We start from the raw sequence: 20,930 nt of genomic DNA on the forward strand, positions 1-20,930 counted from the left end.
TCGCCACCGGCCAGGGTGACCTGGGAGCCGCCCAGCTCCTCGAGCACGCGACCCTGGTCACGCCCGGAGAGGCGCAGGCGCTTGCCGTCGAGGTCGGCCAGGCTCTCGATTGGCGTGCCGCCCATGAAGCCCGACTCGTTGTTGGTGATACCGTAGGGCAGGTAGACCATGTTGAACTCGCCGTAGACCTCCTGATAGAGGTCCCAGCCGCCCCACTGGTTGATCCAGTTGAGGTAGTCGATGCCGTTGAACAGGCTGGTGGTGGTGGCCAGCGGCGAGAAGGCGGGCGAGCGGCCGGCCCAGTAGCCGGGCCAGTCGCCGGCGGCCTCGATGCTGCCGGTCTCGGTGGCGTCGAACACCTCGGTGCCGGGCATCAGCGTGCCGCCGGCGCNTCGATCTCGATCAGGTCCAGGTTGTCGGGCCAGGTCGAGGTCATGGTCCACTGTTCCTGGGCCTGGGCGGTGGAAGTGAACGCCGCCAGGGCGATGCCAGCGGCCAGGCCGGTGAGGGCAAACTGCGTCTTCATTTTTTTCATGTCGTGCTCCCTTTATGTGTCTTGTTGTATTGCCGCGATGGAAACGCCATGCCGACGTGCACGGGAGGCGCCCGGGCCTCCGCGCTGATCGCCACGGCCGCTCGGCAAACATCGACAAGCTAGCACGCTGCATGGAGGGAATCGATAGGGCACCGGCGCGAGACGTCGGTATCGGCCAGCATGCTTTTTTTATCAGCAACAGCGAGATATGGAAAATCCACGGCACGATGCGCCTTTATTCGCGAGTTTTCTGTTAGAACTCGAAGATCGGGAAGTTACGGTCGAAATATCGCAGTAGACTAAAGTTATAAGCGAATCAGCGCCGCAGCGGCGACTTGACATGACCGAGTGGTCAGGAGGTCCATTGGCGGATATCGAGACAGCGGCACGAGAGAGAGCCGAGGCGGCGGCCGCACAGCGCATCAGCGGCTGGCGCACACGCCTGCAAGCCTGCGGCTGGCGCGGCCTGGTGTGGCTCGATGCCGGCGCGGAAGCGGCCATTGGCCAGGCCATCGCCCTGTGGCAGGCGCGTGACTGGCAAGCCCCCTGCTGGGTAGCGTCGCTGCCGCCCGAGGCGGCTCTGCACGGGGCATGGCTACCGCCGGCCAAGGCCAGGACCCGGCTGGGATGCGAGCACGACCTGATCGTCTTCGATGCCGCATCGCCAGGGGCGAGCTTCGATGCGGATGCCTTCGGTGCCGTGAGCGGCACCCTGCGTGCCGGTGGCCTGCTGGTCCTGCTGCTGCCGACGGGCGAGGCCGAGCCCAGCCGCTACCTGGCCCGCCTGCGACGGCGGCTGGCGCAGGACGACGGTGTGGTGCGCTGGCCCGCGGACGATGACCCCGAGCTTCCCGCTCTGCCCCCATGCCGGGACCGCCAGGGTGGCGCCAGCGGGGATCGCGACTGCCTGACGCCGGATCAGGCCGAGGCGGTAAGGCGCCTGGTCGGCCTGCGGCGGCGTCGCCCGCTGGTGCTCACCGCCGACCGCGGTCGCGGCAAGAGTGCGGCGCTCGGCATTGCCGCGGCGCGCCTGATGCAGGCGGGCCAGCAGGAAATCTGGGTAACGGCACCGCGACCCGAGGCGGTTGTGGCCCTCTTCGAGCGCCTGGCGGCACTGCGCCCGCAGGGTCGGCGCGTGGGCAACCGCTTTGCCGATGCAGGCGGCGGAGGCGTGGAGTTCGTCGCGCCCGACGAGCTGAGCAGGCGGGTCGAGCGAGGCGAGGCCGGGGGCCGAGGCAGCTGGCTGCTGGTGGACGAGGCCGCCGCCATCCCTGCCGCCATGCTGGGCGAGTGGCTGACGGCGTTTCCGCGCATTGCCTTCGCCACCACGGTGCATGGCTACGAGGGCTCCGGGCGCGGATTCGCCCTGCGCTTTCGCGAGCGGCTCGAGCGGCAGGCCCCCGATTGGCGCGATTTCCACCTCGCCACGCCGGTGCGCTGGGCCGCGGGCGACCCGCTCGAGCGGCTGGTCGGCGACCTGTTGCTGCTCGATGCCGAGCCGCCTCCGCTGCCAGGCCGGGCCGCCGCCTCGCCGACGCCTGTGCGCTGGCAGCGGACGGCGCTTGCCGCCGACGAAACCGCCCTGCGCGAGACCTTCGGCCTGCTGGTGCAGGCGCACTATCGCACCACGCCGGCCGACCTGCAGCGCCTGCTCGACGAGCCGCAGCTCGCCGTCACCACCCTGGCGGATCGTGGCCACACCCAGGCGGTGATGGTGTGTGCCGACGAGGGCGGCTTCGAGGCCGGGCTGGCCGAGCGGGTGGCCCGGGGCGAGCGTCGCCTGCCGGGACACCTGCTGGCGCAGTCGCTGGCCGCCCATGCCGGCTGCCGCGAGGCGCTGATGGCCCGCCTGCGCCGGGTGCAGCGCATCGCGGTGCACCCCCGGCGGCGGCGCGAGGGGCTGGGCCGACGGCTGCTGGAGCACGAGCGTGACGCCGCCCGCGAGGCCGGCATCGACCTGTTGGGGGCCAGCTTCGGCGCCGAGCCGGGGCTGCTGGCGTTCTGGCAGGCACTGGGCTTTCGCACGGTGCGCCTGGGGCTATCGCGGGAGACTTCGACCGGCGAGCACGCCGTGATGGTCGTCGCCCCGCTCGGCCCCGGAGGGGAGCGACTTGCCGACGCCCTGGCGCAGCGCTTCCAGCGCTTGCTGCCCGCCCTGCTGGCCTTCGAGCTGGCCGAACTCGACCCCGAGGTGGCGCTGGCGCTGCTGGCCGAGGGCCCGCGCCCGGCACTGGATGCGGCCGAGCGCAGCGACATCGCCGACGTGGCCCATGGGCACCGCGAGCCGGCCCTGGCGCGCCCGGCCGTGCAGGAGCTGGTGCGACGGGCGGCGGTAGCGGGCTGCCGCGAGCCCGACCTGGCCTGGCTGACCGCCTGGGCCTTCCAGGGCCGCGACGTGGCCTGGCTGGCGGCCCGCTGCGGTGCCAAGGGCCGGCGCCAGGTCATGCAGCGGCTGCGCGACGTCGTGGCCGGCCTGCACGAAGCCGACCCGGGCGTGCCCTGGGCGGGCTTTTCCCGGCGCCTGCGGCCCGGTAAGGTAGCGCGGTTATCCCCGAGCAGACGGACCATGAACGAACATCTCGAGCAACTCGCGCCGCAGCCGCTGTGGCGCCACTTCCGGACCCTGTGCAACACGCCGCGGCCCTCGGGGCACGAGGCCCGGCTGGTGGCCATCCTCGAGCGCTGGGCCGAGCGCCAGGGTCTCGCCCACGACCGCGATGATTTCGGCAACCTGCGCATTCGCAAGCCGGCCTCGCCGGGCCGGGAAGCGGCGCCAGGCGTCATCCTGCAGGGCCACCTGGACATGGTGGCCCAAGCCAACGCCGACCATCCCCATGACTTCACCCGCGACCCGATCGAGACCTACGTGGACGCCGGCTGGCTGCGCGCCAGGCACACCACGCTGGGCGCCGACAACGGTCTCGGCGTGGCGGCGGCGCTGGCGATCCTGGAGGACGGGACGCTGGTCCACGGCCCGCTCGAGGCGCTGTTCACCCTCGAGGAGGAGACCTCCATGGGCGGCGCCTTGCAGCTGGCGGAGAACTGGCTCGAGGGGAAGGTGTTGCTCAACCTCGATTCGGAGGACCGTGGCGAGGTCTTCATCGGTTGCGCCGGCGGTGCCGACGTCGTGGTGGAGGCCCAATTGCCCATGTCCGGGCCGGGGGCCGACGAGGTCGCCGTTCGGCTCTCCCTGACCGGGCTGGTGGGCGGCCACTCGGGCATCGACATCCATCGCGGCCGGGGCAACGCCAACCGTCTGCTGGTTCGCGTCCTCAGGGCACTGGAAGCCTACGACATCCGCCTGGTGAGCTATCGTGGCGGTACCCTGCGCAACGCCCTCCCGCGGGAGGCCTTCGCCACTCTGGTGCTCCCTGCCGACGAGGTCGCCGCGGCCACGAACCGCGTGGCGGCGCTGGAGCAGGAGCTGCGCGGCGAGCTGGCCGGGGTCGACGAGAAGCTGGCGCTGGCCCTGACGCCGCTCGAGGCTCGCCCCGCCCAGGCGCTGCACGCTCACGCCAGCGGCATGCTGCTGGCGGCTCTCAATGCGGCACCCTACGGGGTCGAGCGCATGAGCAGCACGGTGCCCGGCGTGGTGGAGACCTCCAACAACCTGGGCGTGGTGAGCCTCGACGAGGGCCGCTTCCACCTCTGCGCCCTGGTGCGTTCGCTGCGTGACAGCGCGGTGAGCGCCATGGCCGACCGCTTCCGCGGCCTGTTCGACCTCATCGGGGCGCGCACCCGGGTCGAGCATGCCTATCCCGGCTGGACGCCGGCGCCCGACAGCGACCTGCTGGCACGTTTCCGGCGCCTGCATCGGCAGCAGGTGGGCAGCGAGCCGGCGGTCAAGGTGATCCACGCGGGGCTGGAGTGCGGCATTCTCGCCGGCAAGTACCCCCATCTCGAGATGATCTCGTTCGGCCCCTCGATCCGCGGCGCCCACTCACCCGACGAACGGGTCGAGCTGAGCTCGGTGGAGGAGTTCTGGACGCTGCTGCGGGCGCTGATCGAAGACCTGGCCGACGACGCGGCGGTGCGGAAGATCTGAACGGGGGGTGCCGCTCGCGGTGGCGAGCGGCGGGGGGCGCTTCAGGCGTGCTGGCGGCTGTGCTTGCCTTCGGCGATCTCCTCGACCAGCTTGCTGCAGAACGCCTCGAGGTCGTCGGGCTTGCGGCTGGTGACCAGGCCGCTGTCGACCACGACCTCCTGATCGACCCACTCGGCCCCGGCGTTGCGCAGGTCCTGCTGCACCGAGGGGTAGGAGGTCATGCGGCGGCCCCTGGCGACACCGGCGTCGATCAGTACCCAGGGGCCGTGGCAGATCGCGCCGACCGGCTTGTGGCTCTCGAAGAAGCGCCGGGTGAAGGCCAGCGCCTGCGCGTTCTGGCGCAGGGCGTCGGGGTTGAACAGGCCCCCGGGCAGTTCCAGCGCGTCGTAGTCGTCGGCGTCGGCCTGCTCGAGGCGACGGTCGACGTCGTAGGAGGGGCCCCAGTCGGTCTTCGCCCAGGCGCGAATGCTGTCCTTTTCCGGGGCGATCACGTGGACCGTGGCGCCTGCGCGCTCGAGTGCCGCCTTGGGTTCGCTGAGTTCCGACTCCTCGAAGCCATCGGTGGCCAGGATGGCGACGGTCTTGCCTTTCAGCTTCTCGCTCATGAGCTATCTCCTTGCAATCGTGGAACGCCGGCTCCGCCGGCATGAGTGGCGAGTCGCATTGCATGCCCTTAACAGGGTTGTGGCAGATGGCGCCGACGACAAGGGCGGGAATGTTGCGAAACGTCAAGCTGGATGTCGGCCTGTGGCCGGGGAGACAGGAGCCGAGCGCTGCCCGGCTCCGGCGGGATGCCGCTCAGCCCAGGTAGGCGTTGAGCATCCACACGGTCTTCTCCTGCTCGCGGATGTAATCGCTGGCCTGCGCCGCGGTGCCCTCGTCGTCGGCATCCGAGGCCGTTGCCAGCAGGTCGCGCTGCAGCTCGATCAGGGTCTGGTAGCCCGCGAGCACGCCGCGCACGCAAGCCTCGCCATCGTGCACGTTCTTGTCTTCGCGGATCTGCGCCATCGAGACGTAGTCGCTGTAGGCGTGGACCGGCTTGTGCCCCAGGGTCAGGATGCGCTCGGCCACCTCGTCGACCTTGGTCAGCAGATCGGTATAGAACTCCTCGAACTTGGCATGCAGCTCGAAGAACTGCGGGCCCTTCACGTTCCAGTGATAGCCGCGGACATTCATGTAGAAGACCTGGTAGTTCGCCAGCAGGACATTGAGCTTCTCGGCGAGCTGATTGGCGCTGTCCCGATGCAGGCCGATGGCGTTGGTATCGCTCATGCGGGTACCCCTTTTCGCATACGATGGAAGTGATGACCCTGTCTAGGGCGCAGAGGGACGAGACATAAGCAATATCTGCCCATGGTTGCGATAGACTGGGTGCATGATGCCCCGACCGGGGGCGCTGTCAAGGCGCTGCGCGCGCGAGTCGTGCCCGCCGCGGCCGGGCACTCGGGAACCCCTGGGCCTTCCTGGACTCTCAAGGCCTCAGAGCGGCCCTTGCAAGGTGGGCCGGGCGGCGTAGAGTGCGGCCGATCACCAACAGGAGAACCTCCATGCGTGTGTGGTGGTGGATGATGCCTGGCCTGGCCTTGCTGGCCGGCTGCCAGACGATGCCGTCGGAACTGCCCTCCGCCGACCCGCGGCCCGCCGCCGAGTGCCGCTGGGAGAGCGGCGGCATCGGCTCCCGCGAGTGGGTACGTCGTGCCCTCGATGCGCTGGAGGCGGACGATTTCGTGGTGCGCGACACCGAGCTGGCGCTGGGAGTGGTCAGCGCCGAGCGCACCCGGACCATTCCGGGCTACGGCGACCGCTATGACAGCTGGGAACGGACCGGTTTCTTCGGCGGCTTCGGCCTGGGTGGCGGCCGCGGTGTCTCCACCGGGGTGATGATCGGCTTCGGCGGCGCCGGTGGCAGCATCACCCAGGATGCCACGCAGCTCGAGCGCGTCTCGGTCGTCGCCGATGACGGCTGGGTGCGGGTCAGTCGCGACCTCCAGGTGATCGACTGGCGGGGCGAGCTGCGCGAGACGCGAAGCGGCAGCGATTCCGCCTTCTGCGGACCGCTGCGCCAGGCCATGCAGGCCGCCAGCGTAGAGGAGGGTCCCTGATGCGCGTGCTTGTCATGGCGCTGCTGCTCGGCGTGCTGTCGGGCTGTGCCACCCCCACGCCGGCACCGGAGCCGCGTGAGCTGACTCTCGCGGCGGCGCCCGAGGCGGTGCTGCAGGAGATCGTCGGCCTGCTGATGGAGGAGGGCTACGTGATCCGCCATGCCGATGCCGAACTGGGCCGCGTCGAGGCGGTGCTCGCGCGCTGGCCAGGCTATCGGGTGCGGGCCGAGGTGACTGCCGAAAGCCAGGTCGTGCGCGCCTCGCTGACGGCCACCCGAGGCGGCAGGCCGCTGCCGCCGCACCTGCTCGATCCGCTGCTCGCCGAGCTGCAGCGCCGCCTGGGGCTGGCCCCACGATGATTCACAACCCGTTCGCATGAGCTATTGGACACCATGACATCTTTGCTTTGCCTGTGCCGCGCTGCCGCGAGCCGAGCCCGGCTGCTGGGCCTCTTTGCCCTGCTGCTGCCAAGCCTCGCCCTGGCCCACCCCCACGGCTGGATCGACATCCGCGTACGCCTGGTGGTCGATGAGGAGGGGCGGCTCGAAGCGCTGCACCAGGCATGGCGCATGGACCCCTTCTACAGCCTGGTGCTCATCGAGGAACTGAGCCAGACCGAAGGCGGGCTGGAAGCGGGCCTCGACCGGCTGGGCGGCGAGATTCGCGGCAACCTGGCGCCGTTCGACTTCTTCACCGAGATGCGCTTGGGCGACGACCAGTTGAGCCTCGGTGACGTGACCGAATACACCGTGATGGAGCGCGACGGCCGGGTGGAGTTCGTCTTCCTGCTGCCTCTGGCGGAGCCGCAGGCGCTGGGCGAGCGGACGCTGGAATACCAAGTCTTCGATCCCACCTACTATCTGGAAGTCGTCCACGAGGCGGAGGACGACACGCCGCGGGAAGAGGCGCTGACGGTCGGCGGCGAGCTGAGCTGCACCACCCGCATCCTGCCCGCCGACCCCGACCCCGAGCAGGTGGCGGAAGCCGCCATGCTCGACGTGGACGACGAGGCCGAGCCCGGCCTGGGGCGGCATTTCGCCGAGACCGGGGTGGTGACATGCGAGTGATGGCCAGGGGTATCGCCAAGGTCCCGGGCCGAACCTGGCTGCTCGGGCTGGGACTGCTGGCGCTCGTCGCGCTGACACTGCTCTTCCTCGGCCGGGGCGGGCTCCAAGGCCTGAGCCTGCAGCTGCTGGCCTGGCAGCGGGACTTCCACCGCGCCCTGACCCTTGCCATCACCGAGTTCTCCGGCACGCCCTCGCCGGGGGCCTGGGCGGGGCTGCTGGGCATCAGCTTCGGCTACGGCGTCTTCCATGCCGCCGGCCCCGGGCATGGCAAGGCGGTGCTGACGACCTACCTGCTCTCGCAGGGCGGTGCGGTGCGCCGCGCGCTGGGGCTCTCCTTCGCCGCCTCGCTGCTGCAGGGGCTGGTGGCCATCGGCCTGGTCGTGGTGCTGGTGCACGGCCTGGGCTGGGTAACCCGCCAGGCAATGGGAAGCGTCGCGTGGGTCGAGCAGGCCAGCTTCCTGATGGTGGCGCTGCTGGGCGCCTGGCTGTGCCTGAGGGCGGTTCGGCAGTTGCGCCGCCCGGCCGGGAGCCATGAGCATCATGCTGCGCATCACGACCACGACCACGACCACGACCATGCGCACGACCACGCCTGCTGCGGCGGTCAGCACCACGTCGACCCGCATCAGGCTGCCGACTGGCGAACCGCCCTGGCCACGGTGGTCGCCATCGGCATTCGCCCCTGCAGCGGCGGCGTGCTGCTGCTGGGGGCGGCGACCCTGCTGGGTCAGTTCGTCGTCGGAGTGGCGGCGGTCATGGTGATGGCGCTGGGTACGGCGCTGACCGTCTCCGGCCTGGCGCTGGCCAGCGTGTTGGCGCGCGGCTGGGCCGAGCGGCAACTGGCGAGGCAGAGCGGCATGCTGCGGGTGGGCCGCCTGCTGAGCTGGGCTGCCCTGGGTGGCGGGCTGGCCATCATGACACTGGGGATCTCGCTGGCAATCACCGGCGTGTCCCAGCCCTCGTCGGCGCCGCTGCTGGGGGAGCCGCCCGTCCGGGACAGCCCGGCAGAGCGAGCATCGCCGCCGGGCGGGCATCCCTTCGGCGGCTGACGGCGCTCACAGCCGCTGCTTCAGCCCATCCAGCCGCGCCAGCAGGTGGTCGCGCATGCTGGCCAGGCCATCGAGGTCGTAGGGTTGCGCCTGGCCGTTCCCCCATACCGGCCCCGGCCAGGCGTCATCGCCACGCAGGCGGGCGACGACATGGACGTGCAGTTGGGCGACCACGTTACCCAGGTTGGCCACGTTGATCTTCTCGGCCCGGGTCAGGGCCTTGAGCATGCGCCCCACCTCGCTGGCCTCGTGCCACAGCTGGCGCTGATCCGCCGCGTCCAGGTCGAACACCTCGCTGACATCGGCGCGCCGAGGAATCAGGATCAGCCACGGGAAGCGGGTATCGTCCATCAGGCGCAACTGGCACAGCGGCAGCTCCGTGACCGGGTAGCTGTCCCTGACCAGGCGTTCATCCAGCAGTACTGACGACATGGTTCCCCTCCCCTCGGTGACGATCGCCAACATCATGACACAGGCGAGCGACAATCGCCCGGCACGGGAAGCAAGCGCAGCGGGTCGACAGCGACTAGAGTGTAGATACGAGCCCCGGCGGAGAGGAGGGAAGGAAGATGAAGCAGGCGTTGGCGGTGTTGCTGGCAGCACTCCTGGCGATGTCGCTGCTCAGCGGCTGCAATACCATGCGCGGCATGGGCGAGGATATCGAGGAAGGCGGCGAGGCGATCCAGCGGCAGTCGTCCTCATATTAGTGGTTATGCAAAGCGGCGGATGGCTGTTACGCTTAGGTGGCCATTGCTTCACGGAAAGGAATGGATTTCCCCTATATCGTTTCAAGGAGATACGACCATGAAGAGAGCAATTGCCCTGAGCTTTGCCCTGCTGATGACCGCCGGAGCCCTGGCGGGGTGCAACACCATGGAAGGCGCCGGCGAAGACGTCGAGCGCGGTGGTGAGTCGGTACAGGACGCCGCCGAATAACGCATTCGGTCCGGCCTGGCCGCGCACGGGGTGACCTGGTCGATCCCGTGCGCGGCCTGAAGGCGGTGTTGCCGCCCTTTCCCCCACTCTAGCGAGACCCCGCGCATGGTGATCCCACTGCGGTTGTGCCTGGTTCCTGTCGGCCTGACCCTACTGACAGCCTGTACGTCCATGACGAATGCCAACAACGCCTCTCACGATCCCGCCCCCAGGCCGCCTCAGGTCAGCGAGCAAGAGGACGCCTGCGGCGCGCAGCGCGTACAGGATCGGATCGGCCGACGCTTCGACGAGGCGCTGGGCGAATCGATACGCCGGGAGAGCGGTGCCGCCAGCCTGCGGATCATCCGTCCTGGGCATGCCTATACCATGGAGTACCAGGGCGACCGGATCAACGTCCATATCGACGACAACGACACCATCACCGACATCGGCTGCGGCTGAGCGTCGCTTCTCGCTGGCGGACGCTGCGTGCCCGCCGCGCCTACTTCGCTTCCTGCCCGCTCTGCCCATGCGCCGCCTGGGTCTGGCGCTCGGCCTCCTCGGCCTGCTTGCGCAGCTTCTTGCGCAGCGCGGCCTTCTCGAACCTCAGCCGTTGCAGCGGCGTCGCCAGCGTCAGCGGCGGCACCCGTGCTGGCTTGCCGTCGGCGTCCACCGCCACCATGGTCAGGTAGCAGCTGTTGGTGTGGCGGATCAGCTTGCGCCGGATGTCCTCGGCTACCACCTTGATGCCGATTTCCATCGAGGAGCGGCCGACGTGATTGACGCAGGCCAGGAAGGTGACCAGCTCGCCGACGTGGATCGGCTGCTTGAACAGCACCTGGTCGACCGACAGCGTCACCACGTAATGGCCGGCGTAACGGCTGGCGCAGGCGTAGGCCACCTCGTCGAGCTTCTTGAGGATGGCGCCGCCGTGCACCTTGCCGCTGAAGTTGGCCATGTCGGGGGTCATCAGCACGGTCATGGTCAGTTCGTGCTGGCCGGGCAGGGCTGGTTCGTCCATCGGGGCGTTCCCTTGGTTGGCTTCCCGCGTCGGCCCCCGGCAGAGCCGGGGGCCGTTCAGCGAGCGAGGGGCTGGCTCAGAACCAGGTCAGGCCGACCGAGATGATCACCCCGGTGATGACCAGCTGGATCAGGCAGTAGCCCATGATGTCCTTGGCTTTCAGGCCGGCGATGGCGAGCACCGGCAGGGCCCAGAACGGCTGCAGCAGGTTGGTCCAGGCGTCGCCCCAGGCCACGGCCATGGCCACGCGCGAGACATCCGCGCCGAGCGCTTCTGCCGCCGGCAGCATGACCGGGGCCTGTACCGCCCACTGCCCGCCGCCGGAAGGGACGAACAGGTTGACGATACCGGCGCTGATGAAGGACCAGAACGGTAGCGAGGTCTCGGTGGCGAAGCCAATCAGCCCTTCGGACATGGACTCGGCCAGCCCCGATTCGACCATGATGGCCATGATCCCGGCATAGAAGGGGAACTGGATGACGATGCCGGCGCCGCCCTTGATCGCCTCGTTGAGGCTCTCCAGCAGGCTGCGCGGGGTGCGATGCAGCACGATGGCCAGGAACAGGAACATGAAGTTGACGATGTTGAGGTTCAGGCCACCGTCACGCAGCATGAAGTGGTCGAGCAGGAAGATCACCCCGGGAATGCCGACCAGCCAGGCGAGGGTGACGCTGTTCTCCAGCCGCTCGGCGGGACGCGTGACGCGCACCCGTGTGGCGGGGGCGTCGTCGAGCAGCTTGGGATCGACGTAGACGCTCTCGCTGTCGTTGGGGAGCATGGCACGGTTGACCAGCGGTATGGCGATGAACAGGCAGACCACCAGCGCCAGGTTGAAGAAGGCGAAGATGGTCGAGCCGGTACCGATGACGCCGATCTGATCGGCGGTGAAGTGCCCCTCGGTAGCGATGGTCAGCGGGATGGAGCCGGCCAGCCCTCCATGCCAGACCACGAAGCCGGAGTAGGCGCTGGCGACCAGCAGGCGATAGTCGACCCGTACCAGGCGCGCCAGCTCCTTGGCGAACAGTGCGCCCACCACCAGGCCGAAACCCCAGTTGATCCAACTGGCCAGCAGCGAGACCAGCGTCACCAGCAGGATCGCATGGCCGGCGTTGCTGGCCAGGCTGGCGATCTTCTGCAGCAGGCGCTTGACCGGTGGTGAGCTGGCCAGCATGAAGCCGGTGACCAGAACCAGCAGCATCTGCATCGAGAAGGTCAGCAGGTTCCAGAAGCCATCCCCCCAGTAGCGCATCACGGCCAGCGGCGTCTGGCGTTCCACGCCGATGGCGGCGGCCGCGGCGATGATGGTCAGCAACAGCACGAAGATGAAGGGGTCAGGCAGATAGCGTTCGACCAGCTTGACGGCGGGTCTGGACAGCATTCTTAGCATGGCGGCGTCGCTTCTTCTGATAGTCTGGAGTGCGTCTGAGCAAAATAGCGCAAAGGCAGCAGCTTGCCCTAATCAAAGGGATCATTCCGGGCGCCACGGGAACGATCGGGTATCCTGCGTATCGTGTCGTCTCCCGCCCGGTGGCACCAGCGGGTGCGCCGATGATGCCAATAGTAGCCGGCCAGTACCAGCGAACGCACCACGGCGAAGGAGAGAAACGCCAGCCACAGGGCATGATTCTCGGCCTCCGGCGCGGCGATTGCCCGGGCCAGCCACCAGACGGGCAGGTAGGCCGCCAGGGCGATGAAGATGCTGTTGCGCATCTCGCGGATCGCCGTAGCGCCGATGAAGACCCCGTCGAGCAGGTAGCTCCATACCGCGATCAGCGGCATCGCCACCATCCAGGGCAGGTAGACGCCGGCCGTTTCGCGCACCTCCGGCAGGCCGGTCAGCAGGGCAATGAGGTGATGGCCGCCCAGGGCGAAGGCGAGCGCCGCGCCGGTGGCCGTGATCAGCGAGAAGCGCGCGGCGGCGTGTACGGCCAGGCCGAACTCGTCCCACCGCTGCCTGCCCACGGCGCGTCCGGTGGTGGCCTCGGCGGCATGGGCGAAGCCGTCCAGGGCATAGCTGGTGAGCATGATGAACTGCATCAGCACGGCGTTGGCGGCCAGGATGGTGTCGCCCTGTACCGCCCCGCGAGAGGTGAAGAAGGCCATGGCGAACAGCAGCCCCAGGGTGCGCAGGAAGAGATTGGCGTTGACCTGGAACAGCTCGGCGTAGGCGGCGAGGCGGAACAGACGCGCGCGCAGGAAGCGGCCCTGCAACAGCTTCAACTGGCGTGCGACCAGCCAGACGCCGAAGGCCAGCGCGGTATAATCGGCGATCACCGTGGCCCAGGCCACGCCGTCGCTGGTCATGCCGAAGCCGACCACGAACAGCAGGTCCAGCGCGATGTTGACGCTGTTGGTCAGCACCAGGATGACCAGCGTCACCCGTGAGTTCTGCTGGCCCAGGAACCAGCCGAGGATGGCGTAGTTGGCCAGTACCGCCGGCGCCGAGAGAATGCGGATCCGCGCATATTCCTCGGCAAGCCCGGTGGCGACCGCGCTGCCGTCGAGCAGCCACAGCCCCACGGTGATCAGCGGGCTCGAGAACAGGATCAGCAGGGCTCCGATGACCATGGCCAGCAACAGCGACTGGCCCAGCAGGTTGCGCACCTCCTCGTCGCTCTCGCGGCCCACCGCCTGGGAGGTCAGCCCGGTGGTGCCCATGCGCAGGAAGCCGAAGCCCCAGTAGAGGAAGCCGAACAGGGTCGCGCCCAGCGTCACCCCGGCCAGGTAGCGCGAATCCGGCAGGTGGCCGACCACGGCGGTATCCACCAGCCCCAGCAGCGGCACGGTGATGTTCGAGAGGATGATCGGCCAGGCCAGTGTCCAGATGCGCCGCCGGGCGGCGGCGGGGGTCTCGGCTTGCGCGGTCGTCACGTCTTGTCCCTGTGAATGACGAATCGAGCAGCATGGCGGGCCGGGTGGCCCAATGCAACAGCCCCGCCGAAGCGGGGCTGTGGGGAAGGACGAGAGCCAATCAGAAGCGATAGCCGAGGCTGCCGGAGATCATATCGATCTCGAAGTCTTCGCCACTTTCGCTGATGTCGTAGCGTTCGAGTTCGGCGCGCATCACGAGCTGGTTGACGACATACTCCGCGCCGATGCCATAGAACGGATCACTGCCATCATCGCTGGCCGTCTCGCGAATAGATTGGCCTTGAATCGTTGCGTTCAGATTTAGATCAGCGTCCCAGGCGATCATTCCCAACTTGCCATAGAGGCTGAAGCCGCTCTGGATCGGAAGTTTACCTACCAACGCAGCGGTGAAGCCATCCGCGCTCAGCTTCAAGTCGGCATTGTTGGTACCATTGCTACCGCTGGCTGTATAGTCGCCGAAATACACGTAACTCGCTTCTACGGCGAAGTAGGGGTTGAACTGATAGCCGGCAAACAACTTGAAACTGACGTCGTTGTCATCAGTATCGAAGCCGAGTTCGTCCAAATCATCCATTGTGGAATTATCCAGCATTGCATGCCCGATCCCGGCTCCAAGGTAGGGGCCCATGTCAGGATTGTAAGCCTGGCTTTGAGCGAAGACGGGGCTGGCGAACAAGGTGGTAACGGCGGCAGTGGCAAGCAGGCGCTTCATCGTGCGCTCCTCTGGCATGGGCGGGGTACTACCCGCGGGCTGGGTGGCGGCGAGCTTCGTCCACCCTTTTTTTGTAACTCCATGCGAAAAATTGTATCCATGGTGCGTCTGAAAGTTAAGTAGAATTCGTGCATGGTATGACGTGCATCATGGAGGAAGGATGAAGGCAAGTAAGAGCGTGGCTACTGCACTCGTGCTGGGGGTGCTGCTAGGCAGCACGCCGCTGCTGTCCCAGGCACAGCAGCGGCTGGAGGCGCAACCCAGCGCTGGTGCCATGGTCGCGGATGCGCTGATCGCTCGACCGTTGCTGGCCGTGGCAACCCTCGGGGGAACGGCGGTGTTCCTTGCGTCGCTGCCGTTCACTGCACTGGGCGGCAACGTGGGGCCCGCGGCGGAGGCTCTCATCAAGACACCGGCTGAGGCGGCCTTCCGACGTTGCCTGGGCTGTACCGTCAGCCGTCGTGCGAATGAGCTGTAGCTGGCCTCGTGCCCCGGGCTTCATAGAACACTGGCGCCACGCTCAGGAAGCGGGGCGCCATGGGATGAAGGGGGAAGCAGGTCAGGCCGCGGTGATCAGGCGGTACTTGGCCATCAGCTCGTCCTGGGTCTCGCGGCGTTCGGGGTCGAGGGGAATGCAGTCGACCGGGCACACCTGCTGGCACTGCGGTTCGTCGTAGTGACCGACGCATTCGGTGCAGCGGTTGGGGTCGATGACGTAGATCTCCTCGCCCGCCGAGATGGCGTCGTTGGGACATTCGGGCTCGCAGACGTCGCAGTTGATGCACTCGTCGGTGATCATCAGGGCCATGGGTCTACCTCGCGGACGGGCAGGCCGCGTCCGGCCGTGCCCTGGATGAAGCGACTCGGGAATTGCCGAGTATTACGGTCAGGTATTGTAATGCTTGCGCAGGGTTTCGGCGACCCTCGGATGCACCAGCCGCGAAATGTCACCGCCGAGCTTGGCGATCTCGCGCACGATGGTCGAGGAAATGTAGGAGTTCTCCACCGCCGGGGTGAGGAAGACGCTCTCGAGTTCCGGCGCCTGGGCGCGGTACATGTTGGCCAGCTGCAGTTCGTACTCGAAATCCGATACCGCGCGCAGCCCGCGCAGGATGATGCGGGCGCCCTGGTCGCTCATCAGGTCGGTGAGCAGGCCGGAGAAGCCGACCACCTCGACGTTGTCGAGCCGCGCCGACACCTCGCGGGCCAGGGCGATGCGGGTGTCGAGATCCAGCGCGGGGTTCTTGCCGGGGCTGGCCGAAATCGCCACCACTACCTTGTCGAACAGCAGCGAGGCCCGCTCGATCAGATCGTAATGGCCGTGGGTGATGGGATCGAAGGTGCCGGGGTAGACCGCGATTTTCATGGCGCTCCGCTCAGTTGCACAGCTGGGGATGGCTCAGGGTAACCGCCCCGGGCCGGGGCGACAATGCCGTGCCGGGCGGGCGGCGAATCAATCGTCCAGCGTACCGAAGGGGTTGTCCACCGCCAGCGACACCTGGCGCGAGTAGCCGGGAATGGTGATGCCGGTGGCGCTGACCTCGAGCTCCGGTCCTTCCAGCACGCCTTCGCCGAAGCGGTAGCGCGCCTGGTAGTGGCCGCCGTCGGCCTGGGCCAGGTAGGCCTGGCTGGCCTGACGGGTGGCCACGCGGCGCTCGCGCCAGGCCGCCACGGCGGCTTCGCCATGGCGTTTCAGCAGCAGACGCTCGGTCACGGCGGGCGACAGCACCACGCCGGTGGCGTTGTTGCCGCCGAAGCCCTTGGCGTTGATGAAGGCGGCATCGGCCGCGAAGGGCACCGGCGTGCGCGAGAAGCGCAGCCGTTCGGCGTGAACGTCGTCGGCCACCGCGTCGAGGGTGGGAATGCCCGGCAGCAGGCCGTGGGCGAAGCTGCCCAGGGCGCTGGTCAGCTGATCGCCGGCCGCGCTGCCCTGGGAGTGGCCGACGAAGGCCTTCACCGCCACGACGGGCCAGTGCTCGATGCCGTTGGCCCGGGCGACCAGGTCGAAGACATGGGATTCCGTGACGCGGTTCTTGGGCGTGCTGGTGCCATGGGCATGGAGGAAGGTACGCTCGCGCAGCGCCTCCTCGCCCAGCAGGTCGCGCACCAGGGAGGCCGCCTTGCCCAGCGTGATGTAGTTGCCGATGCCGGGCGCGGAGATGGAGCGCTTCCAGCCGTCGGCGTTGACGAATACCCCCGGCACGCTGCCAAGGATCTCGGCGCCGAGCTCCAGCGCCAGGCTGTCGTCGAGGAGCAGCACGAACTGGCTGGCCTCGGCGATGGTGAAGCCGCAGTTGCGCGCGAAGGGACGGCAGGCGCGCTGGTAGTCGGCGTCGGTGAGCAGCTCCAGGGCGTCCAGGGCCTTGAGGCTCTCGTCGTCGGCCAGCGCGCCCATGGCGCGGAAGCCCTCGATGATCTCGGGGGTCACCGGGGCGTCGGAGGTGCCTACCATCACCGCACGGCGCTGGCCGCTGCGGATGTCCTCGAGCCCCAGGCGCAGATTGTAGAGAAAGCTGGCGCAGGCGCCGAGCACGGCACCGGTCCCGCCGACGCTGCCCAGCACATAGGCGTTGAGGAAATCGGCCGGCATCTGCCCGTAGCCCAGCGGCATCTGCTTGGAGGTGGCGCGATTGCCCGAGACGAAGCTCTTGAGCAGCCCGCCCCAGCCTTCGTCGTCGAGCTGGCCGATGGAGTTGCCGGCATACACGGCGATCTCGTCGGGGTCGAGGCGGTCGCGCAGGGTCTCCCACTCCAGGCCGCAGCTCGCCAGGCAGTCGCTGGCGGCGAAGATCGACATCGACAGGCCACGCGGATGGTGCACGCTGCGGTAGTAGCGGCTGGGGTCGAAGCCGCTGGGCAGCTGGCCGGCGGCCCGCACCTGGGCCGGCCGGGTCTCCGGCAGCAGTACGTCGAGTTCGCCCGGCGGCACCGTGACCTCGAGGGTGTGGCGGTCGAGCTCGCGCACCTGCCAGGTCGGCGGCAGCCGTTCGGGCAGCTGGCGGCGGCGAATGCTGAAGGTCAGCTCCGAACTCAGGCCCAGGCCGGCACGGCGATTGGCCGGCAGCCCGTCGTCATTGAAGCGCGGGTCTTCGATGCGCCGGATCAGGGTGTGGTCGAGCACCTGCGCGCGGCAGTTCTCGGCCAGCCGGCTGGCGCCGATGGGGTTCCCGGCGGCATCGTACCAGGCGCCTTCCCGGCAGCTGCCCAGGCCCATCAGGGCGGCCAGGCCGAGCAGCAGCGCTTCCTGCTCGGCTTCGGGAAGGGCGTCGATCACGGTGCGACGATATGCTTGATGGCCTGAGGTACGACCGGCGGCGTTGACGCCGCCCATGCCGACGATCACCGGTAAGTGTGACAAGCCGCTGTCCTCGTTATGCTGTTCGTGCGAGTCGGTAATGTAGATATTAAGAGAGGCGATCATAGCACCCGCCCCGGGACGCCGTCATGGGCGTCGCGTGCGAGTTACGGCGGCGCGGGGATAAACAAACGTTTGAAAGCTGATGCCGGATGCGCTAGGCTGGCGGAGCTGTTTGAGTCATACGAGTGGGTATGTGGGCGCATCCTGTCTTTGGATGCGCCTTTTTTTTGCTCCTCGCCTGGCGCGCCATCGCTGCTAGAATGGCCAGTTCGTCAGCCACCGAACCGCTTTCGCAATGCACGCCACTTCACGCGCCATCGCCACCAACCAGCTCGGCCCGCACAAGGACGTCGCACGCCGCGTCGCGCGCGCCCTCGGCCACCCCCTGCGCAAGCCGGTGGCCGAGCATACCCGCGAGGCGTTCGCACGGGCCCTTGCCTGGTACGAGCACCGGGGCGGCGGGCGCCAACCGCTGATCCTCGATGCCGGCTGCGGCGTGGGACTGTCGACGCGGCAGCTGGCCGCGCGCCACGAGGACCACCTGGTGGTCGGCGTGGACCGCAGCGCCGAACGGCTCTCGCGGGAGCATGGCGAAGTGGGCGACAACGCCCTGCTGGTGCGCGCCGACCTGGTCGACTTCTGGCGCCTGGCACTGGCCGCCGGCTGGCAGCCGGCGCGGCACTACCTGCTCTATCCCAACCCCTATCCCAAGTCGGCGCATCTCAAGCAGCGCTGGCATGGCCACCCGGTGCTGCCGGTGATCCTGGCGCTGGGCGGGCGGCTGGAGCTGCGCTCCAACTGGCGGCTCTATGTCGAGGAGTTCGCTCAGGCGCTCACGCAGGTCACCGGCGTGAGCGCCGACGTGGAGCCCTTCGTCCCCGGCGAGCACTACCTCACCCCCTTTGAACGCAAGTACCATCTCAGCGGTCAGTCTCTCTGGCGGCTGGTGGCCGCCCTGCCCCACGCCCCACAGCTCGTCCCCGGCGGCTCGCAGGAGGTCGATTGATGGCATTCGTCTACCTGGCGCTGGCAATCGTCGCCGAAGTCGTCGCGACCAGTGCGCTCAAGGCCACCGACGGCTTCACCCGCCCCGGTCCCAGCCTGCTGGTGGTGGTCGGCTATGCGCTCGCCTTCTTCATGCTCTCGCTGGTGCTGCGCACCATCCCGGTGGGTATCGCCTATGCACTGTGGGCCGGGCTGGGTATCGTGCTGGTGGCCCTGGTGGGCGTCGTGGTATACGGCCAGCGGCCAGACCCGCCGGCGATTCTGGGTATCGGGCTGATCGTCGCCGGGGTGGTGGTGATCCAACTGTTTTCACGCGTTTCCGCTCATTGAACCGGCGCCACCTGGGGGCCGGATGGATTCGACCGAGATGCTATCGTTTGCTGCCGCCAGGCTACGCTGCCTGGTCCTGCTGTGCGGGCTGTGGTTCCCCGTGGCCGCTTCGGGTGAGGGCTTCCCGGCGCTGGGGGGGCTCCTCGACAAAGGCTTTCACGTCAGCGCCGAGGCCAGGCTGCTGGGGGACGCCGGTCGCCCCGGCGAGGTGCTGGGCGCCATCGAGCCACACCGCCAGCTGTCGCCGGCTTCGGTGTCCAAGGCCTACCTGGCGGCGGCGGCGCTCGACCGCTGGGGCCCCCAGCACCGCTTCACCACACGCCTGGTCAGCAGCGCCGAGCCCGACGCCGAGGGCGTGCTGCGCGGTGACCTGATCCTCGAGGGCGGCGGTGATCCCGCGCTGGCCACCGAGGACCTGTGGCGCCTGGCCCAGCGGCTGCACCAGGCCGGCGTAAGCGAGGTCGAAGGGCGCCTGGTGGTCAGCCAGTGGCGCTTCGGCCCGGTGGAGTGCATCACCACCGACCGCTGCGAGGCCCATGCGCGCGCCGCCAACAGCTACAGCGCGCTGCTCTCCTCGGCGGGGGTCAACCATGGCAACTGGTGCGTCAACGTGGCCCCGGGGGGGAAGGCGGGCGAGCCGGCGCGGGTCACCAGCTGCGACAGCCAGTCCCCGATCGTGGCAATCGACAATCGCATCGAGACGCGCCTGCCCGGCAGCGGCAGCGAGTTCAGCGCCGAGCGCGTGACCCGCGAGGAGGGGGATGTCATGCTGCTGCGCGGCCACATCGCGCTCGGCGCCGCGCCTCGCGACGTCTACCGCGCCAGCGGCGACCCCGCGCGCCAGACCGCACGTACCCTGCTGGCGATGCTCGAGCAGGCCGGCATCGCGGTGGGGCAGGGCTATGCCACCAGCATCGAGCCGCCTCCCGCCACCGCCCGCAGCCTGGCCGAGGTGGAAGGCAGGCCGCTACAGGAGCTGCTGCTGCACGTGATGAACTACTCCAACAACTTCATGGCCGACGTGCTGGCGCTCAACCTGGTCGACACGCCCCGCGCGACCCTGCTGCAGGCGGGGGAAGCGCTCCAGGACTACGTGGCCGGGCTGCCCGACCATGGGCCGGTGGTCATGCTCAGTGGCAGCGGCCTGACCACCGAGAACCGCACCTCGGCGCGAGGCGCCAACGCCTTGCTGGAGAGCATGTTCCACCGCACCTCGCTGTTCCCCAGCTTCGTCGCCAGCTTCCAGTCACCGGCCAACGGCGTGTCGCGCGCCATTCGCCGCGGGTCGCCGCTGGTGCAGGACCATCTGATGCTCAAGACCGGCACCCTCAACCAGCCCTATGCGGTGCGCGCCGTCAGCGGATACTTCCGCACCCGCTCGGGGCGCTGGGGCGTGTTCACGGTCCTGGTCAACGGCACCGCCTCCACGCCTTGGCTCAACTGGGCCCAGGTACTGGACCCCCTGTCCCAGGACCTGGAGCGCATGATCGAGGCGCATTGAGGTCTACCCGCAAGTAAGGATAGCGAGACGATGAAACCAGCGCGTACCGGATGGCGGCACCTGATCGATGCCACGGGCTATTCCCTCAAGGGCCTCAAGTTCGCCTTTCGCCACGAGGCGGCGTTTCGACAGGAACTGGCCCTGTGCGTGGTGATGCTGCCGCTGGCCTGGTGGATCGGTTCGGGGCCGGTGGAGTGGATCCTGCTGGTGGGCAGTTGCCTGCTGGTGCTGACCGTGGAGCTGCTCAACAGCGCCATCGAGAACGTGGTGGACCGCATCGGCACCGAGCACCACGAGCTGTCGGGGCGGGCCAAGGACATCGGCTCGGCGGCGGTGATGCTGTCGCTGCTGGCCGCCGGCCTGGCCTGGGGCCTGCTGGCGTGGCAGAAATTCTTCGGCTGAATTCCGCCGTGCCCTGC

General features: G+C 68.5%; 23 protein-coding genes and 2 pseudogenes. 14 read left to right on the plus strand and 11 right to left on the minus strand.

Going from position 1 to position 20,930, the window contains the following annotated elements; translation table 11 throughout:
• A pseudogene (locus DIS04_RS16790) lies at positions 1-535 on the minus strand (type 2 periplasmic-binding domain-containing protein); the annotation flags it as partial.
• A gap of 340 nt (positions 536-875) precedes the next feature.
• On the opposite strand from DIS04_RS16790, the pseudogene DIS04_RS16795 reads away from it, so the two are divergent.
• Both DIS04_RS16795 and DIS04_RS16800 read left to right on the plus strand, forming a co-directional pair.
• Positions 876-2,615: pseudogene (locus DIS04_RS16795) on the plus strand (GNAT family N-acetyltransferase); the annotation flags it as partial.
• 486 nt (positions 2,616-3,101) lie between these two features.
• On the plus strand, positions 3,102-4,580 hold the full coding sequence (locus DIS04_RS16800) for an aminoacyl-histidine dipeptidase (protein WP_111415041.1): 1,479 nt from the start codon (positions 3,102-3,104) through the stop codon (positions 4,578-4,580).
• A gap of 41 nt (positions 4,581-4,621) precedes the next feature.
• Here DIS04_RS16800 and DIS04_RS16805 read toward each other — a convergent pair whose 3' ends face one another.
• Both DIS04_RS16805 and DIS04_RS16810 read right to left on the minus strand, forming a co-directional pair.
• Positions 4,622-5,185: a type 1 glutamine amidotransferase domain-containing protein gene (locus tag DIS04_RS16805; protein WP_111414943.1), complete on the minus strand. Its 564-nt coding sequence runs from the start codon at positions 5,183-5,185 to the stop codon at positions 4,622-4,624.
• Positions 5,186-5,378: 193 nt separating this feature from the next.
• Positions 5,379-5,852 carry a Dps family protein gene (locus tag DIS04_RS16810; protein WP_111414944.1) on the minus strand — a complete coding sequence of 158 codons (474 nt, stop codon included), beginning with the start codon at positions 5,850-5,852 and terminating at the stop codon, positions 5,379-5,381.
• Between the two features lie 275 nt (positions 5,853-6,127).
• Between DIS04_RS16810 and DIS04_RS16815 the strand changes: the two genes are divergently transcribed.
• From DIS04_RS16815 to DIS04_RS16830, 4 genes are read left to right on the plus strand one after another with little or no spacing between them, the layout of a single operon-like run.
• A complete protein-coding gene (locus tag DIS04_RS16815) occupies positions 6,128-6,682 on the plus strand; it encodes a hypothetical protein (RefSeq protein WP_111414945.1) in 555 nt (184 codons plus the stop codon).
• On the plus strand, positions 6,682-7,041 hold the full coding sequence (locus tag DIS04_RS16820) for a hypothetical protein (protein WP_179951293.1): 360 nt from the start codon (positions 6,682-6,684) through the stop codon (positions 7,039-7,041). The genes DIS04_RS16815 and DIS04_RS16820 overlap by 1 nt, the downstream gene beginning before the upstream one ends.
• Positions 7,042-7,074: 33 nt before the next feature.
• A complete protein-coding gene (locus DIS04_RS16825; protein WP_111414947.1) occupies positions 7,075-7,749 on the plus strand; it encodes a DUF1007 family protein in 675 nt (224 codons plus the stop codon).
• A complete protein-coding gene (locus tag DIS04_RS16830; RefSeq protein ID WP_245904588.1) occupies positions 7,740-8,798 on the plus strand; it encodes a nickel/cobalt transporter in 1,059 nt (352 codons plus the stop codon). The genes DIS04_RS16825 and DIS04_RS16830 overlap by 10 nt, the downstream gene beginning before the upstream one ends.
• 6 nt (positions 8,799-8,804) lie before the next feature.
• Here DIS04_RS16830 and DIS04_RS16835 read toward each other — a convergent pair whose 3' ends face one another.
• Positions 8,805-9,230 carry an HIT domain-containing protein gene (locus DIS04_RS16835; RefSeq protein ID WP_111414949.1) on the minus strand — a complete coding sequence of 142 codons (426 nt, stop codon included), beginning with the start codon at positions 9,228-9,230 and terminating at the stop codon, positions 8,805-8,807.
• A 137-nt stretch (positions 9,231-9,367) separates the two neighbouring features.
• Here DIS04_RS16835 and DIS04_RS16840 point away from each other — a divergent pair, with 137 nt between their 5' ends.
• From DIS04_RS16840 to DIS04_RS16850, 3 genes are all read left to right on the plus strand, one after another.
• Positions 9,368-9,505, plus strand: a complete 138-nt coding sequence (locus DIS04_RS16840; protein ID WP_111414950.1) for an entericidin A/B family lipoprotein — start codon at positions 9,368-9,370, stop codon at positions 9,503-9,505.
• A 97-nt stretch (positions 9,506-9,602) separates the two neighbouring features.
• Positions 9,603-9,734, plus strand: a complete 132-nt coding sequence (locus tag DIS04_RS16845; RefSeq protein WP_111414951.1) for an entericidin A/B family lipoprotein — start codon at positions 9,603-9,605, stop codon at positions 9,732-9,734.
• A gap of 171 nt (positions 9,735-9,905) precedes the next feature.
• Positions 9,906-10,175, plus strand: coding sequence for an I78 family peptidase inhibitor (locus DIS04_RS16850; protein ID WP_111414952.1), 270 nt, complete (start codon positions 9,906-9,908; stop codon positions 10,173-10,175).
• 40 nt (positions 10,176-10,215) lie between these two features.
• Here the strand turns inward: DIS04_RS16850 and DIS04_RS16855 are convergent, their stop codons facing one another.
• The 4 genes from DIS04_RS16855 to DIS04_RS16870 all read right to left on the minus strand — a co-directional run bounded on the left by DIS04_RS16855 (position 10,216) and on the right by DIS04_RS16870 (position 14,317).
• Positions 10,216-10,734 (minus strand): acyl-CoA thioesterase, encoded by a 519-nt coding sequence (locus tag DIS04_RS16855; protein ID WP_111414953.1) that lies wholly within the window; start codon positions 10,732-10,734, stop codon positions 10,216-10,218.
• A 76-nt stretch (positions 10,735-10,810) separates the two neighbouring features.
• A complete protein-coding gene (locus DIS04_RS16860; protein ID WP_111414954.1) occupies positions 10,811-12,121 on the minus strand; it encodes a short-chain fatty acid transporter in 1,311 nt (436 codons plus the stop codon).
• 68 nt (positions 12,122-12,189) lie between these two features.
• Positions 12,190-13,605, minus strand: coding sequence for an MATE family efflux transporter (locus tag DIS04_RS16865; RefSeq protein ID WP_111414955.1), 1,416 nt, complete (start codon positions 13,603-13,605; stop codon positions 12,190-12,192).
• Between the two features lie 100 nt (positions 13,606-13,705).
• Positions 13,706-14,317, minus strand: coding sequence for an outer membrane beta-barrel protein (locus tag DIS04_RS16870; RefSeq protein WP_162623104.1), 612 nt, complete (start codon positions 14,315-14,317; stop codon positions 13,706-13,708).
• Positions 14,318-14,477: 160 nt separating this feature from the next.
• Between DIS04_RS16870 and DIS04_RS16875 the strand changes: the two genes are divergently transcribed.
• The gene (locus DIS04_RS16875; protein ID WP_111414957.1) at positions 14,478-14,795 is read left to right on the plus strand and encodes a hypothetical protein; all 318 of its coding nucleotides are present in this window, start codon (positions 14,478-14,480) and stop codon (positions 14,793-14,795) included.
• An 81-nt stretch (positions 14,796-14,876) separates the two neighbouring features.
• Here DIS04_RS16875 and DIS04_RS16880 read toward each other — a convergent pair whose 3' ends face one another.
• The 3 genes from DIS04_RS16880 to DIS04_RS16890 all read right to left on the minus strand — a co-directional run bounded on the left by DIS04_RS16880 (position 14,877) and on the right by DIS04_RS16890 (position 17,648).
• On the minus strand, positions 14,877-15,125 hold the full coding sequence (locus tag DIS04_RS16880) for a YfhL family 4Fe-4S dicluster ferredoxin (RefSeq protein ID WP_111414958.1): 249 nt from the start codon (positions 15,123-15,125) through the stop codon (positions 14,877-14,879).
• A gap of 78 nt (positions 15,126-15,203) precedes the next feature.
• Positions 15,204-15,683, minus strand: a complete 480-nt coding sequence (coaD, locus tag DIS04_RS16885) for a pantetheine-phosphate adenylyltransferase (protein WP_111414959.1) — start codon at positions 15,681-15,683, stop codon at positions 15,204-15,206.
• 87 nt (positions 15,684-15,770) lie between these two features.
• Positions 15,771-17,648, minus strand: a complete 1,878-nt coding sequence (locus DIS04_RS16890; protein WP_111415042.1) for a beta-ketoacyl synthase — start codon at positions 17,646-17,648, stop codon at positions 15,771-15,773.
• Positions 17,649-17,970: 322 nt separating this feature from the next.
• Here DIS04_RS16890 and trmB point away from each other — a divergent pair, with 322 nt between their 5' ends.
• Genes trmB through DIS04_RS16910 form a run of 4 tightly spaced genes read left to right on the plus strand, consistent with a single transcriptional unit; the run spans position 17,971 to position 20,913 of the window.
• On the plus strand, positions 17,971-18,681 hold the full coding sequence (trmB, locus tag DIS04_RS16895; protein ID WP_111414960.1) for a tRNA (guanine(46)-N(7))-methyltransferase TrmB: 711 nt from the start codon (positions 17,971-17,973) through the stop codon (positions 18,679-18,681).
• Positions 18,678-19,010: a DMT family transporter gene (locus DIS04_RS16900; protein ID WP_179951294.1), complete on the plus strand. Its 333-nt coding sequence runs from the start codon at positions 18,678-18,680 to the stop codon at positions 19,008-19,010. Before trmB ends, DIS04_RS16900 begins: the two co-directional genes overlap by 4 nt.
• A gap of 37 nt (positions 19,011-19,047) precedes the next feature.
• Positions 19,048-20,511 carry a D-alanyl-D-alanine carboxypeptidase/D-alanyl-D-alanine endopeptidase gene (gene dacB / locus DIS04_RS16905; protein ID WP_111415043.1) on the plus strand — a complete coding sequence of 488 codons (1,464 nt, stop codon included), beginning with the start codon at positions 19,048-19,050 and terminating at the stop codon, positions 20,509-20,511.
• 30 nt (positions 20,512-20,541) lie between these two features.
• Positions 20,542-20,913 carry a diacylglycerol kinase gene (locus DIS04_RS16910; RefSeq protein ID WP_111414962.1) on the plus strand — a complete coding sequence of 124 codons (372 nt, stop codon included), beginning with the start codon at positions 20,542-20,544 and terminating at the stop codon, positions 20,911-20,913.
• The last annotated feature ends 17 nt before the right edge of the window (positions 20,914-20,930 follow it).

The organism is Billgrantia lactosivorans (genome assembly GCF_003254665.1).
GTDB classification, from domain to species: Bacteria; Pseudomonadota; Gammaproteobacteria; order Pseudomonadales; family Halomonadaceae; genus Halomonas; species Halomonas lactosivorans.

Bases quoted from the DNA above. Each gene is read 5' to 3' on its own strand.
- DIS04_RS16800 (WP_111415041.1), top strand. From the start codon at position 3,102: ATGAACGAACATCTCGAGCAACTCGCGCCGCAGCCGCTGTGGCGCCAC.
- DIS04_RS16805 (WP_111414943.1), bottom strand. From the start codon at position 5,185: ATGAGCGAGAAGCTGAAAGGCAAGACCGTCGCCATCCTGGCCACCGAT.
- DIS04_RS16810 (WP_111414944.1), bottom strand. From the start codon at position 5,852: ATGAGCGATACCAACGCCATCGGCCTGCATCGGGACAGCGCCAATCAG.
- DIS04_RS16815 (WP_111414945.1), top strand. From the start codon at position 6,128: ATGCGTGTGTGGTGGTGGATGATGCCTGGCCTGGCCTTGCTGGCCGGC.
- DIS04_RS16820 (WP_179951293.1), top strand. From the start codon at position 6,682: ATGCGCGTGCTTGTCATGGCGCTGCTGCTCGGCGTGCTGTCGGGCTGT.
- DIS04_RS16825 (WP_111414947.1), top strand. From the start codon at position 7,075: ATGACATCTTTGCTTTGCCTGTGCCGCGCTGCCGCGAGCCGAGCCCGG.
- DIS04_RS16830 (WP_245904588.1), top strand. From the start codon at position 7,740: ATGCGAGTGATGGCCAGGGGTATCGCCAAGGTCCCGGGCCGAACCTGG.
- DIS04_RS16835 (WP_111414949.1), bottom strand. From the start codon at position 9,230: ATGTCGTCAGTACTGCTGGATGAACGCCTGGTCAGGGACAGCTACCCG.
- DIS04_RS16840 (WP_111414950.1), top strand. From the start codon at position 9,368: ATGAAGCAGGCGTTGGCGGTGTTGCTGGCAGCACTCCTGGCGATGTCG.
- DIS04_RS16845 (WP_111414951.1), top strand. From the start codon at position 9,603: ATGAAGAGAGCAATTGCCCTGAGCTTTGCCCTGCTGATGACCGCCGGA.
- DIS04_RS16850 (WP_111414952.1), top strand. From the start codon at position 9,906: ATGACGAATGCCAACAACGCCTCTCACGATCCCGCCCCCAGGCCGCCT.
- DIS04_RS16855 (WP_111414953.1), bottom strand. From the start codon at position 10,734: ATGGACGAACCAGCCCTGCCCGGCCAGCACGAACTGACCATGACCGTG.
- DIS04_RS16860 (WP_111414954.1), bottom strand. From the start codon at position 12,121: ATGCTAAGAATGCTGTCCAGACCCGCCGTCAAGCTGGTCGAACGCTAT.
- DIS04_RS16870 (WP_162623104.1), bottom strand. From the start codon at position 14,317: ATGAAGCGCCTGCTTGCCACTGCCGCCGTTACCACCTTGTTCGCCAGC.
- DIS04_RS16875 (WP_111414957.1), top strand. From the start codon at position 14,478: ATGAAGGCAAGTAAGAGCGTGGCTACTGCACTCGTGCTGGGGGTGCTG.
- DIS04_RS16880 (WP_111414958.1), bottom strand. From the start codon at position 15,125: ATGGCCCTGATGATCACCGACGAGTGCATCAACTGCGACGTCTGCGAG.
- coaD (WP_111414959.1), bottom strand. From the start codon at position 15,683: ATGAAAATCGCGGTCTACCCCGGCACCTTCGATCCCATCACCCACGGC.
- DIS04_RS16890 (WP_111415042.1), bottom strand. From the start codon at position 17,648: ATGGGCGGCGTCAACGCCGCCGGTCGTACCTCAGGCCATCAAGCATAT.
- trmB (WP_111414960.1), top strand. From the start codon at position 17,971: ATGCACGCCACTTCACGCGCCATCGCCACCAACCAGCTCGGCCCGCAC.
- dacB (WP_111415043.1), top strand. From the start codon at position 19,048: ATGCTATCGTTTGCTGCCGCCAGGCTACGCTGCCTGGTCCTGCTGTGC.
- DIS04_RS16910 (WP_111414962.1), top strand. From the start codon at position 20,542: ATGAAACCAGCGCGTACCGGATGGCGGCACCTGATCGATGCCACGGGC.